The sequence below is a fragment of the uncultured Microscilla sp. genome (genome assembly GCF_947493425.1).
In the GTDB taxonomy this organism is placed as follows: Bacteria; Bacteroidota; Bacteroidia; order Cytophagales; family Microscillaceae; genus Microscilla.
On sequence record NZ_CANLRP010000079.1, the window covers coordinates 24,035 to 38,285 of the forward strand.

Annotated in this window: 5 protein-coding genes; all 5 read right to left on the bottom strand. The window is 43.5% G+C overall.

Translation table 11 applies throughout. From position 1 onward, the window contains the following. Positions 1–16 precede the first annotated feature (16 nt). The 5 genes from Q0954_RS19230 to Q0954_RS19250 all read right to left on the bottom strand — a co-directional run bounded on the left by Q0954_RS19230 (position 17) and on the right by Q0954_RS19250 (position 13,987). Positions 17–2,638 (bottom strand): RHS repeat-associated core domain-containing protein, encoded by a 2,622-nt coding sequence (locus Q0954_RS19230; protein ID WP_299459222.1) that lies wholly within the window; start codon positions 2,636–2,638, stop codon positions 17–19. 272 nt (positions 2,639–2,910) lie between these two features. Then, the gene (locus Q0954_RS19235; protein WP_299459223.1) at positions 2,911–5,610 is read right to left on the bottom strand and encodes an RHS repeat-associated core domain-containing protein; all 2,700 of its coding nucleotides are present in this window, start codon (positions 5,608–5,610) and stop codon (positions 2,911–2,913) included. A gap of 251 nt (positions 5,611–5,861) precedes the next feature. Then, positions 5,862–8,378 carry an RHS repeat-associated core domain-containing protein gene (locus Q0954_RS19240; RefSeq protein ID WP_299459224.1) on the bottom strand — a complete coding sequence of 839 codons (2,517 nt, stop codon included), beginning with the start codon at positions 8,376–8,378 and terminating at the stop codon, positions 5,862–5,864. 35 nt (positions 8,379–8,413) lie between these two features. Beyond that, a complete protein-coding gene (locus tag Q0954_RS19245) occupies positions 8,414–10,741 on the bottom strand; it encodes an RHS repeat-associated core domain-containing protein (RefSeq protein ID WP_299459225.1) in 2,328 nt (775 codons plus the stop codon). Between the two features lie 894 nt (positions 10,742–11,635). Further along, positions 11,636–13,987 (bottom strand): RHS repeat-associated core domain-containing protein, encoded by a 2,352-nt coding sequence (locus Q0954_RS19250; protein WP_299459226.1) that lies wholly within the window; start codon positions 13,985–13,987, stop codon positions 11,636–11,638. Between the last annotated feature and the right edge of the window lie 264 nt (positions 13,988–14,251).

A 14,251-nucleotide genomic window follows, 5' to 3' on the forward strand; every position in this document is an offset into this window, starting at 1 on the left:
AAATCAAGTCATTCGTTTAATCTTTGGCTCCCTTAAATTGTGCCTGAGAAGTATCAGAGCTAGGGAGTTTTAATGAGGTTTGGGTATGTATTTTATTACCACCAAAATGGTGAATGGTTACACAAGAGCTTACCTTCATAAAATCTGAAGCTGATAAAGCAAAAAAGCCTTTTGTATTTTCTGACTCATCTAATTCCTCTATTTTATATTGCATCTTGGTCATATCACCTTGTCCGTTATTTGTTTGCTTGGGAACCGAATGTGCATGTGGATTACGTAACAAGACTGTGTCGCCTTGAATGCCTTGAATAGCATATAAGTGACTCTTGTAAAGCCCTTTTTTATTGCGAAAACCAAATAACGACCTAGTAGGCATAAAAGTAACAGTAAGTACTTTACCTGCTTCTGATGCCTTGCGTAAATCTTTAAATATTTTCTTTCCGTGAGCACTCTTATAACTCGGAAAACCAAACGCTCCTTCTTTAGTTATGTCTGATCTTCTGTATTTCCCTGCCAAAACTGTCATAAAAGCACCTGACCCCCAACTTCCCGCAGATGGTGTGCCCAACCCCGCAAAGGATAAATGTTTTTTGATTTTCTTGTCAGGGATGACATTCGTATTGAATCCGGTAAAACCGGCCACTACCCAGGCTTTTTCCAGGAGGCTTACCCAATCCCCTATGTGCTCTTGATGAAATTGTTTGTACAAATATGTCTTCTTAGATTTATCACTTATTACGCTGCCTCCAACCTGAGTCCGGCTAATGGTTACATATATGGGCTCCATGCCTTTGTTATAAAATCTGAGAGTAGCTTTACTATCTGTTAGTTTTACAAATATTGACCGTATAAACTGTGGGTTTAACTGTACCAAAGACGACAAGGCACCATAAGCATGACAAAAAGGTAAATTTGTTTGCTTAATGTTTTCAGGTTGCATGTTATGGGTCATTTGTTGCAATGAGTCACGTCCGCTGTTCGAAAATTTGTAATTGAAGTGTTGTTTTTTACGCAATTTAGACGGTTCCTGAGGTAGCCTTAGTTGATCAAAAATTCTATCCAAACGCACGATCCGCCTTCCAGCATACCCATCTTTAATTAAAGATTGTCTTATGTTATCCGAAAACTCAATGTCCAGGGTGCCCGCCAGTTTTTCGCTTCCTCCCAAAATCTGCCATCTTCTGTGGGGTGGAATGTTGACGCTTTTATTCGTTTGTAATAAATACTCAGGCAGAAAATGAATGATGCTTTCCGCCTTCAGGGCAATGTATTTTTTACCGTGGGTCTGAACCAACCCAACTGCCTGCGCATCCAAGTTTCCAGTGGCAAGCATATGTTGTAATTTTTTTTCAAAGGCAACACTTGACTTCTTGCCTGGCTTAAGTTCTTTTGCAATTTTAAGCATTTTTCCAGCAAAATCTTTTACCTGCAATTTGCGATGGTTGATTTGCATGGTATCCAACAATTGTCCGTCCAGCTGAGGTATTACATACTTCCCATCAGGGTAACTTCGTTTTTTATTCTTTTTAATCCTTTTTAGCCGCTTCCTTATTTTTTTTAACCTGTAGTCGTCGTGCCCCAGTTGTAAAGCCAACTCCTCGGCTTCATCCAATGGGGCTAAAGTACCTGTAAGTGCTCCTTGTATCACAGAAAAGTCAGACTCACTTCCTGGCTGTGAAAAATACCTCCATACCCCTTTCAATATATCAATCCTATCGCTTATTGGCATGCTTTCATACCTCTGCTCTCCCAAAGTCTCACGCATTAATGCCTGAATAAAAACAAGCAACCGTTGTCTGCTGCTTAAGCCCATCTCATCCCTCCCACTCACTGGGTTTCCATCCAACATCCCATACAAATTCAACTGCCCACTCTCAAATCTGATGGGGTCGGCGCGGTTCCAGAGACCGCTTTCGCCCTGTAGGTAACGATAGCCATAGTAATACAAACCTGTGGCATCCTGTTCCTGCCCAGAGTAGCCCAGTTCGTTTGTGGGTTCCGCATCGGCTTCTATCACCTCCTGAGGCTCACCATAAGGCAGGTAGCTAGTGTAGCGAATGAGGTTACCCGCTTCGTCTACCTCCAACTCATTGCTGTCGAGGTGGTTGAGGGCGTTGTAAGTCACAGTTTCTTCTCCAGTGAGTTCATTTTTAGTAATTTTTCCCACCTGCCCATGTCCATCCTTGATCCGGGTCACCGTCCAGCGGTGCTGGGTGGTGTAGCCCGTGCAGTGCTCGCCATCATAGCGTAGGTTCACGCCTTGGTAGCTCGCCCGTTTTTCTACCTGACCAATATACGCCACTGTTTCCAGGGCTATCAACACCCCCGCCGCATTCCAGGTACGGGTAATCTTGCGGGCGCGCACCCCTGGCTGGAGGTAGGTGTAATCTTCGCGCATCTTATAACCTCCTTGTTGCCATTCAATACTGCCTATTTGCCCATCAGCACCATAGCATAACTGGTCGAGGGTATCGGTGCGCAGTTGGTTGCCCGCTTCGTCGTAGGTATAGAGCCTTTGGCGGTTATTGCGTGCCCGCATGGGTTGGGTTCGCGCTTGTGTGGTCCCATTTTGGGTATGACGCAAGGCTAATAGGTTGGTGCTGGCATCGTAGGTGTAGTTTTGTTGGTATATAAGCATGTAAGAATATTGATAAAGGTAAATACTGGATAGTCTAACTTGCCTGCCTGCCAGTTAATTATTATTGGGGGCTAATGTAGGCAAAAGGGGGGCAGAATAAGGTATAAGAAGCAGGACTAAAGTTAGACCTTTTCTTTTGGACAGTCTTGGAACGTCGATAATGCTGGCACACCTGCCCGTGAACCCAACAAAAAAGCCAGCTGTCAATTTTAGGACGCACGCGGGGTACACGAAGTAATCGTAGACCAAGAGTTTGTTACCTGATATAGAGATTATACCAAGTCTGTAATGCTGTTCTTTAATAGCGTCTTTTTTGTCTTTGACTGCTTTCCCTTGAAAGAGATTAGCTTTTCATGTGCCCCCAAATGATGTACAGTGATGCGTCTAGCCCATTTAATAAACTGCGCTTTTGACAACACAAACAGCCCCTGAGTATTGAGGCTCGTATCCTTTTTGCCATCCAGCTGATATTTCATTTTTTCCATATCACCCATACCATTGCTAACCTGCTTTGGTATATTTTGATCATGAGGGTTTCGTACCAAAACTGAATCACCTACTATACCATATACACTGTACCTATGCGCCTCCACTAAGCTTCCCATTTTCCCATGCCTTCTAATTTTAATAGGAAATTTGAATTTTGGCACAAAACCTGTAGTGAGAATCATCCCTTGCTGGCTATACTTACGTAAAAAATCGAAATCTTTTACGTTATTCTTCTGCTTCTTTTTAAGCCCATGCTCATACAAACTCAACGTATACCCAAGCTCAGGTTGCCCCATCAAGACCTCCATAAATTTTGAGGAGCCTACCGATCCATCTGGAGTAAACAATCCACTTTTGCTTAGATGCTTCTGTATCTTTTCATCCTTTACCATTGTTGTACTAAATCCAGTGAACCCTGCTACAGCCCAGGCTTTTTCTATCATCCGCACCCATTGACGTCTATGGCTAACCCCTTGATCAAAACGCTCCATTTTTAAGTGTTTTCCATCTAAGTCTACAAATTGTCCTGATACATTAGTCCGGTCTATGGTAATGTATACTGGCTCGTTTCCCTTGTTAAAAAACCTTAAAGTAGCACTTTCCTCTGTAATTCTTACAAATACTGAACGCACAAACAATTCGTTTAACTGCACTAAACTACTTAACCCAGCATATGCATGGCAGAAGGGAGATTTTTCTTGCACAACGTCATTTGGCTCTAGGCGAAGCAGCACCTTGTGTACTGGCTCATAGTCCTTATGAACATTGTCCTGCTTTGTGAATCTATACGAATAATGCTCCTCATTTTTTAGTATATTCCCCCTACGCCGTTTTACTTGGGAAAACACATCATCCTTGCGTTTAAGAGCCGTGCCAGCATAATCATTTTCAATCAATGCTCTACGTATATGATCAGAAAACTCCACCCCCAATGTTCCAGCCATCTTCTCGGCTTCCGCAAGAATTTTCTGTCTCATTAGCTTATTAATGCTCTGAGGTTTCCCCTTTCGCAATAGGTATTCTGGCAATGCATTTATAATCATCTCTGAATGCAAGGCATAATATTTCCGTTTCCCCACCCCAAATATCTTTGTTGCCTGCGAATCAAGCTTCCCTGTCTTTATTATCTCTGCTAAGTCATCTTCTAGTTTTCTTTGTACGAATGTTCCCTTTTTTTTGCCTCTAATCCAATACCAGTAATCAGGGTTTGGTATGTCAAGCCTCTTCATTATATTCAACATGACACGGGCAGAGTCTCTGGTAAACCTCATCTGGTGATTTTTCTGCATATTTATCAACACCTTTCGGGGGAGCTGTGGACGATAATAATCTTTATCATTTTTTGGTTTTTCCTTTTCCAGTTTATAGTCCCTCAAATCCCAGCCAAACTTATACAAACCCAAGCCCTTTTCAACAAAAAAATCAGACACATATCGTCCAATCAATTCTGGAAACGCTGGTTGATTGAAACCAAGCTTCTTAAAATCTTGGTTCTCCACAAACATGAGTGATAACACACGCCACAAAAGTTCATGCTTTAGTGACCCACCTGCGGCTTCATACAACTGATTGTTTGACATTTCGCGCATATACCCCTGCAGGAGAGCTAACATTAATTGTTGAGGACCAAGCCCCCTCTCATCTCTCCCCCGCACCGGGTTGCCCTCCAACATCCCATACAAATTCAACTGCCCACTCTCAAATCGGATAGGGTCGGCCCGGTTCCAAAGGCCACTGCTGCCCTGAAGGTAGCGATAACCATAATAATGCAAGCCCGTGGCATCCTGTTCCTGCCCAGAGTAACCTAATTCGCTGCTTTTCCCGTCACTGGCTTCTATTACTTCCTGAGTTTCGCCATAAGGCAAATAGCTGGCATAGCGAATCACATTGCCCGCTTCGTCTACTGCCAACTCGTTGCTATCGAGGTGGTTCAAGGCATGATAAGTCACAGTTTCTTCGCCTGTCTCCTCATTTTTGGTGAGCGTGCCTACCTGCCCATGTCCATCTTTGATCCGGGTCACCGTCCAGCGGTGCTGGGTGGTGTAGCCTATACAGGTATCGCCATCGTAGCTCAGGTTTGCCCCTCGGTAGCTGGCTCGTTTTTCTACCTGACCAATATAAGTCGTAGTTTCCAAACCTACCAATACCCCCGCCGCATTCCAGGTACGGGTAATCTTGCGGGCGCGCACCCCTGGCTGGAGGTAGGTGTAATCTTCGCGCATCTTATAACCTCCTTGTTGCCATTCAATACTGCATATTTGCCCATCAGCACCATAACATAGCTGGTCGAGGGTATCGGTGCTCAGTTGGTTGCCTGCTTCGTCGTAAGTATAGAGCCTTTGGCGGTTATTGCGTGCCCGCACGGGTTGGGTTCGCGCTTGTGTGGTCCCATTTTGGGTATGACGCAAGGCTAATAGGTTGGTGCTGGCATCGTAGCGGTAGTTTTGTTGGTAAGTAGTCATATCGGTATTATTGATGAGCATAAGTTATGTATGCGTTTACCTGTCGGGTTATATTTATAGGCAATGTAGGCAAAAGTGGGGTAGAATAAACTGTGGGCAATAAGATCAAAAGTGGACCTACTCTAAACGGCATTAGAATATACCATCAACAAAGGCACACAGGTAAAAAACATACTCGATGCTTTAGTGGCAACACTACCTCAGGCAGGCGACGCAGCTGTCCTGAATTATTTTTTTGATCAACATAGTTGAGACAAAAGCCACCTTGGCTCTTAATTGCCAAGGTGTTTACTTCCAATCATTTGGTCCATTTTTATCTTGTGAGGCCACTTGATCTGGCTAATATCCACAGCGCCTCCACTGTTAACACCTCCACCCTGATGTTTCTTGGGTGGACACAGTCTTTGACGGTATTTAAGGTATTCATTGAGTCGCACGACTTGGCGGTTAAGTCGAACGAGTTGACTATGGTCTTGAAGTTTTTTACGCATATCGTTTACAAAATACTCAGGTATTTGGTATAGTAGCGTATAACGATGGTTTTTAGGTGTATTGATGTTGCCTTGGAAGCCAGGTAATGCAGTACGAAAATAAAACTTGGCAATGTTGGGTACCCCCTGTAGTCTGTGTATCTTTCGGTTGGGAGTAAAAACAGCTATGTCAGAATCTATGTTCATGACTGCATGCTCAAGGGGCAATAATGATACATGTCTGATGTTTTCTAACCGTTCCAATAACAATTGTTCAGCTAGTCTTTTTTGTTCTGAGAGCATTTTCTTTGCCCTTATGTATCCTAGAGCCAGTTTTTTGGCTTTTGCTTTTTCCTTCTTATCTTTTGTGTTAACGTAAGTATTCATATTGTTGAATTGATGATCTACTAACCTCCCCTGCACCAACTCAAGTTGCTGGTACTTTACCTTTGCAATTACATAGTCTTGAAAGTACCGACCCAATAACTGCTCATGCTTGTCTAGGTTTTTGGTATTGTTTAACCAAGCTTTGAAGTGGTGTAGCTCTTTGGTGCCTGCCTTGCTTGCCAAAAAGTCAAAAAAGGAAGTTTGGTTACCATGCCTTATCACCGAGAAAGGAGAACTAAGGGTATTCTCTGGGGAACGCCAGGTTTGTTGCACTTGCTCCCAGCGGCCAGTATGCTTGTGCTTATATTGTTTGCTTGCTTGCGCTAATAAAACCCGATTTAGCTTCTCCAAAGGTTGGGTATCACTGGCTTTCTTGTGCTTAAGAAATGCATCATGCATATCATAGTCTCCAGTATACACCGTCTTAATCAGTGTTTCCTTTGAAATAGGAGATTGGTAGTAAGCATTATCATAATTAGGGTCTTTGCCCTCACTCGAGGGGTGGTAGGTTTGGGCAAAATCAAGGGAGGGTTTTTTCGTGTTGGTAAATGGAACCACTACGTTATGCTTTTGTAGAGGGTCAAAAGCCCATACCCCTTTAATGCCTTGGTCATTCATGCCGTGCGATACTAACCCCAAGTACCTTTCATAATTGTCTTTTTCAAGTCCAAATTTATTCAAAGACTTGGGTTTAATAGATTTTTCCAGAACTTCATGTCCCTTGGCTGGGTTGCCAAGTGCCAACCTTTTTAGGGAATATTTACCAGTATTACGCACAGAAACTATCTGATCACGCAGCCTGTTGCGCAATATTACTGCATGTTCTTTTAACATAAAACCAGCCTCATCCGCTTGCTCAGGAGTAAGCTCAGTAACCCGCCCTGGCACGTGGAGTTTGTATACATTACTTTTTAGTATAAGCGCAAACAACTTATTCATTGCTGCTCCCCTTACAGTTTCCATCAGGTAGTGTTCCAGCATATCCAGGGGCATTCTTGGTGTCTGATTTACATCATAGTAATTTCCCAAAGCTTTCTTATAACTCTCCTCTGCTTTAGACTGTTTCACAAAGCCAGACAACAGCAATTGCCAATTTATCAACCCCATCTCATCTCTCCCCCGCACCGGATTCCCCTCCAACATCCCATACAAATTCCACTGCCCACTCGCAAATCTGATAGGGTCGGCGCGGTTCCAAAGGCCACTGCTGCCTTGTAGGTAACGGTAGCCATAATAATACAACCCAGTGGCATCTTGCTCTTGCCCAGAGTAGCCCAACTCGCTTTTAGCATCCTCACTCGCCTCTAGCACTTCTTGGGTTTCGCCATAAGGCAAATAGCTGGCATAGCGAATGACATTGCCCGCTTCGTCTACCACCAACTCGTTGCTATCGAGGTGGTTCAGGGCATGGTAACTCACCGTTTCTTCGCCTGTCTCCTCATTTTTAGTAAGCGTGCCCACTTGTCCGTGCCCCTCCTTGATCCGGGTCACTGTCCAGCGGTGTTGGGTGGTGTAGCCTGTACAAGTATCGCCATCGTAGCTCAGGTTTGCCCCTCGGTAGCTGGCCCGTTTTTCTACCTGACCAATATAAGTCGTAGTTTCCAAACCTACCAATACCCCCGCCGCATTCCAGGTACGGGTGATCTTGCGCGCTCGCACCCCCGGCTGGAGGTAGGTGTAGTCTTCGCGCATCTTATAACCACCCTGTTGCCACTCGATGCTGCATACTTGCCCATCGGCGCCATAGCACAACTGGTCCAAGGCATCGGTACGCAGTTGGTTGCCTGCTTCGTCGTAGGTATAGAGCCGCTGGCGGTTATTGCGAGCCCGCACTGGTTGGGTTCGCTCTTGCGTAGTCCCATTTTGGCTATGACGCCAGGCCAATAGGTTGGTGCTGGCGTCGTAGGTGTAGGCTTCTTCGTATGTAATCATATTCGCATTGTTGATGAGAGCAGATATTGGATAGTCTATAGCATGAGCAAATTCATCTTTAGTGAATGTGTTTTTGTTTTATATTGCTGTTCTTTATGGTAGTTATCCACAATCTTCTTTGAAAATGCAGCGAAACCATCGAAATCATAAATGAAGTACCCTTCCTTGAGGGTCTGCTTAAAGGGCTTAACTTTATCAATGTTAAATTTTTCATCTGGCTTAGAAAGATGGGTCGAAAGCTTGTCCATCTCTAGGAATAATGTCACATAACCTCCCAAGTTTGTCAGCTTCGGACGATTTTTGTATTTATTTTTTTCATTTTCAAAATACCCTGGAAATACGATAGCATTGTTATTGTTATGCAAGTGATTCTTAAAACGTTTCGCAAAAATATTTAAACGAATTGTGCTATCTTCCAAAAATCGCATATTCCATACCCTATCCTGAATAGTTTGGTATTGCTCTACCTTTTGACTCAAGGCAAAGTATTTATCTGGTATTGATCTATCTATCAAAGTGAGACTTGAAATATCATCTGTCCGAATAAATACCTCCAATGGATCATCCTTATCAATTCCAGGAAGCTCTTTTAATTTTGCCCAAGCATTCGTCGTAAATTTTCTTATTGCAGGTATGTGGGTTGCTACAATACTTCCCCTATCTGAGTATTTTCGGCTCTTGATGAGTTCGTAAAGGGCAAGGTGAGGAGCACGAAGCGTAGCATCCACATCAAATTTTTCCCCAAAAAAGTGTAGAAACTGCTTGGTTGGGCTCTTATAACCTTTTGCCAAACTACCTATATATGTTAGCTGATAGTCATAGCTACCTGTTTTCATAAAGGAATACACCACCTTCTGCCTTTTTGCCCACACTTTCAATTCCTTTTGCGCTACCTTCCAATGCTTCTCCAAAATCTCATTTACTGACTGCATGTTTTTTTTCCACGAAATATTCCATAACTCTTTGCCCCTCACATGTGCAGTATCCTTCTTGAAATTATCAGGCACAGGCCCCATAATTTTAGACAGTATTTCATTTTCCTTCGCCTTAGCTTCTTTCTCCACTTTTTTCATCTTCTGGAAATATCTAGCCCGAATATACTTCACATCAAGTGTGATAGAAAAATCTCGCATCTCGGTTTTGTATGCTTTGGATGCCTTCTTAATTTTATCTCCAAAAACCAAAACATCCTTCATATTAATATTTTTCTGTTTGTCATCATCGCCGTGAAGCATAGAGTCAAGATATAGATAGGTATAATGCAATTGGTGGATCGCTAACCGAACAGGTTGATAGATTGGTACATCCTCAGGGCGAACATTGCCCTCTTCCTCTGTTGGTCGCCAAATACCGTGATCATAGTCTATATCTTCTTTTCTTATTCCAGAACCCTTTGAATCCCCGTTACTCCAGGACTTAATCGTGTCAGGATCTATTACAATGTTACGGTTAAAGTGTCCAAACATCTCGACTATTAGCGTGCTGCTAGGTTTTACTAGACCTGTTTTAACACTATATTTTGGTGGCGCCAACCCCCACAAATCCCTCCCCCGCACTGGATTGCCCTCCAGCATCCCATACAAATTCAACTGCCCACTCTCAAATCTGATAGGGTCGGCGCGGTTCCAAAGACCACTCCTGCCTTGTAGGTAACGATAGCCATAATAATACAAACCCGTGGCATCTTGCTCTTGCCCCGAGTAGCCCAACTCGCTTTTGGCATCCTCACTTGCCTCTAGCACCTCTTGGGTTTCGCCATAAGGCAAATAACTGGCATAACGAATGACATTGCCTGCTTCATCTACCACCAACTCATTGCTATCGAGGTGGTTCAGGGCGTTGTAAGTCACAGTTTCTTCGCCTGTCTCCTCATTTTTGGTGAGCACACCCACCTGCCCATGTCCATCTTTGATTCGGGTCACTGTCCAGCGGTGGTGGGTGGTGTAGCCCGTGCAAGTGTCGCCATCGTAGCTCAGGTTTGCTCCTCGGTAGCTGGTCCGTTTTTCTACCTGCCCAACGTAAGCCGCCGTTTCCAAGGCTATCAACACCCCCGCCGCATTCCAGGTACGGGTGATCTTACGCGCCCGTACCCCTGGCTGGAGGTAGGTGTAGTCTTCGCGCAGGCGATAGCCTCCTTGTTGCCACTCGATGCTGCACAGTTGCCCATCGGCACCATAGTGGAGGGCATCCAAGGTATCAGTGCGCAGTTGATTGCCCGCTTCGTCGTAAGTATAGAGCCGTTGGCGGTTATTGCGTGCCCGCACGGGTTGGACTCGCTTTTGTGTTTTACCACCTTGGCTATGACGCAAAGCCAACAGGTTGGTGCCAGCGTCGTAGGTGTAGTTCTCTTGGTATGTAATCATAGAAGTATTGTTGATGAAGGCAGGGCATTAGATAATTTACTTAAACCCGCTGCCATATAGTTGTTGATAAAGGTTCAATGTAGGAAAATGTGAAGTAAAATAAACGGTGGGCAATAAGACTAAAAGTAGACCTTTTCTCTAGGAGAGCTTTTATGAGGGTGTTTGAGGAGGAGAGTGGGCAAAACCCCACTCTTCTAATTAAAAGATAAACTGACACAGTTCAATGAACGCTCTCCCTGATGACACTTCTCAGGTTATTTATCTGTTTGTTTACATGCTTCAATACTCCGCAGTGATTTTAGTCAAAATTGGTTGCTGGTTATCAGTTATTTATGAATTTAAAAACTATTTAATTGGGTGTTTAGGCGTAAAACCGAAACCCTTTTAAAAATAAAGTAGGCAAACAACTTTAGTATAAACTACTGATTAACTTCGTTGAGCTTGCCGTAGCAGAGCTACAGGCTCGGTTTACAGGGCTTAATAAGGAAACATTTACTCGAATCAGCTATGGACTACGGACTAAATGCTATGGACTATTGCATGCTTTGTATAGTCATGGAGTAGTTTTTTACGTGTTTCCTTCGTGCTATAACTTTCAGGTTTTTTAGTGTATATATATTTCAAGTGCCCTTCAAAACACTTAAAACAGCCGGGTTGCAGGCTTACCTGCAACCCGGCCAAAAACCCCTCCACAACTTTACCCGCAAACTGACCCGGCTTTATGAGCAAAATGCGACCCCAAGGCCGCATTGGGCAGTATGTAAGGCATTGGTGGCGGTGGCCAAACGCAGGAATCTCACCTCCAGTTATAGTTTGCCTCTTCAACTTGCGTGATTCCCATGGATAAAACACATCGCTTGGCTTGCCAATGATCAGTTGTTCAAAATACGGGAACTATTGTCCTTGAGTCACATTATGACCTTGACCACGTACACACTTATAAGAAAAGTTTTGATTTATTTGTTGTGGTGGCGCTTGGGTTTGTTGATCATTAGAGTATGGCTGATAACGTGACTGGTACGCAGGTTTAGGCATCGGATGTTGATAATAATGGTAGAAGTAAGCCTGCCTTCGGGAGATATTGTTGTTGTTGTTGTTGTTGTTGTTGTTGTTGTTGTTGTTGTTGTTGTTGTTGTAGTTGTAGTTGTTGTAGTTGTAGTAGTTGTTGTTGTTGTTGTTGTAGTTGTTGTTGTAGTTGTTGTTGTTGTTGTAGTTGTTGTTGTTGTTGTTGTTGTTGTTGTTGTTGTTGTTGTTGTTGTTGTTGTTGTAGTTGTTGTTGTAGTTGTTGTTGTTGTTGTTGTAGTTGTTGTTGTTGTTGTTGTTGTTGTTGTTGTTGTTGTAGTTGTAGTTGTTGTTGTAGTTGTAGTTGTAGTTGTTGTTGTGATGGTGAGGGTTATTTGATTTTCTTATGGAACGAGTATGATTTTTTGGCTGATAATTGGTAAAAAAATCCAAGGTATTTTTCTCCTTCAAATAGTCATATAGAAGGTTATTCACTTTTTCCGGTTTCTCCTCTTTCTTGAATTGTAATTGTAGACCGATGACTTTCTTTTGCAACTCATACAGTTGTTTAGCATCCATTTTAAATGGGAACAACTTCCCTCTTGATATATGTACTTGGTTTAGTGTCTTGGGAAAGTCCTTGAAATAGTGTAGTTCAACAAAGCGTTTGCCAAATGCTTTCTGTAATTGGTTGGGATTGTTAGCTCGAAAGGGGGTAAGTTTATGTTCTGTCTTCAGAAAATTGTAGTCCTTATAGCTTGGCATTTCCTTGCGATGCTTCTTATGATAATCCTCGAATACTTTTTTGCGTTTGTTTTCCAAATTATCATCATTTCCCAAATATGCAAATTTGGTCGCTACCTTATATATTTTTTTCTGATCGGGTTTACTTTTTTTGTTTGCCCCTTGACCATCACTCCATTGATTGTATTCATTCTTTTTCACCACCCCTTTTTTATGGATATAATGGCTATATTTAAGCTCTTTATTTTTATAATAGTCTTCATTTGCTTTGTTTAATACCAATTTCATTCTACCTGTGGGCATACCACTTTGGCGATCAATAAAATAGATGCTTCCAACAATCAGCTTTCCTTGCTTGTCTTTACTTACGGAGGCTAATGTAAGGGTATTATCTTGGTTACATTTACTCATCTCCCAAAGTATATGAATAGCAGGGTTTCTAGACAATATATAATCTTCAATGGTTCCCTTAACTGCACCTTCAGCTCCTTTGGTGGCCCATTGATTCAAGCGTTTCAAAAGTTCTTTTTTCTTTCTGTAATTATCACTTTTGACACCCACTAATACCGATAGCTTCTTAAGAAATTTTTCATCTATGTCCAACCCTGCAACAAATTTAGCCATATCTTTTACTTCTTGATCAGTGCTCTCTTTAAAAACTTTACCAAGCCCCATCTCATCCCTCCCACTCACTGGGTTCCCCGCCAACATGCCGTACAAATTCAACTGTCCACTCGCAAATCTGATAGGGTCGGCGCGGTTCCAAAGACCACTCCTGCCTTGTAGGTAACGGTAGCCATAGTAATACAACCCCGTGGCATCTTGCTCCTGCCCAGAGTAGCCTAGTTCGTTTTTGGGTTCCTCACTGGCTTCTATCACCTCCTGAGGTTCGCCGTAAGGCAAATAACTGGCATAGCGAATGACATTGCCCGCTTCGTCTACCACCAACTCGTTGCTATCGAGGTAGTTCAGGGCGTTGTAGGTCACGGTTTCTTCTCCGGTCAGCTCGTTTTTAATGAGCATGCCCACCTGCCCGTGCCCGTCTTTGATTCGGGTCACTGTCCAGCGGTGCTGGGTGGTGTAGCCCAGGCAGTGCTCGCCATCATAGCTCAGGTTCGCCCCTTGGTAGCTGGTCCGTTTTTCTACCTGACCAATATACGCCACTGTTTCCAAGGCTATCAACACCCCCGCCGCATTCCAGGTGCGGGTAACCTTGCGGGCGCGTACTCCAGGCTGAAGGTAGGTGTAGTCTTCACGCAGGTGATAGCCTCCTTGTTGCCACTCGATGCTGCATATTTGCCCATCAGCACCATAACGTAGCGCATCCAAGGCATTGGTACGTAGTTGGTTGCCTGCCTCGTCGTAAGTATAGAGCCGTTGGCGGTTGTTGCTGGTCCGCACGGGTTGGGTTCGCTCTTGGGTAGTCCCGTTTTGGGTATGACGCAAAGCCAACAGGTTGGTGCTGGCGTCGTAGCGGTAGTTTTCTTGGTAAGTAGTCATATCAATGTTTTTGATGAAGGCAGATATTAAATCATTTATCTTAAACCCGCTGCCATATAGTTGTTTATAAAGGTTCAATGTAGGAAAATGTGAAGTAGGGTAAACGGTGGGCAATAAGACTAAAAGTAGACCTTTTCTCTAGGAGAGCTTTTATGAGGGTGTTTGAGGAGGAGAGTAGGGCTTTAGCATACAATAGTCCATAGTATTTAGTCGATAGTCCATAGCTGATTCGAGTAAATGTTCACCTTGTTAAATACTGTAAAC

Excerpts from the sequence above, each read along its gene's own strand:
- Q0954_RS19230 (WP_299459222.1), bottom strand. The coding sequence starts at position 2,638 with ATGCTTATATACCAACAAAACTACACCTACGATGCCAGCACCAACCTA.
- Q0954_RS19235 (WP_299459223.1), bottom strand. The coding sequence starts at position 5,610 with ATGCTCATCAATAATACCGATATGACTACTTACCAACAAAACTACCGC.
- Q0954_RS19240 (WP_299459224.1), bottom strand. The coding sequence starts at position 8,378 with ATGATTACATACGAAGAAGCCTACACCTACGACGCCAGCACCAACCTA.
- Q0954_RS19245 (WP_299459225.1), bottom strand. The coding sequence starts at position 10,741 with ATGATTACATACCAAGAGAACTACACCTACGACGCTGGCACCAACCTG.
- Q0954_RS19250 (WP_299459226.1), bottom strand. The coding sequence starts at position 13,987 with ATGACTACTTACCAAGAAAACTACCGCTACGACGCCAGCACCAACCTG.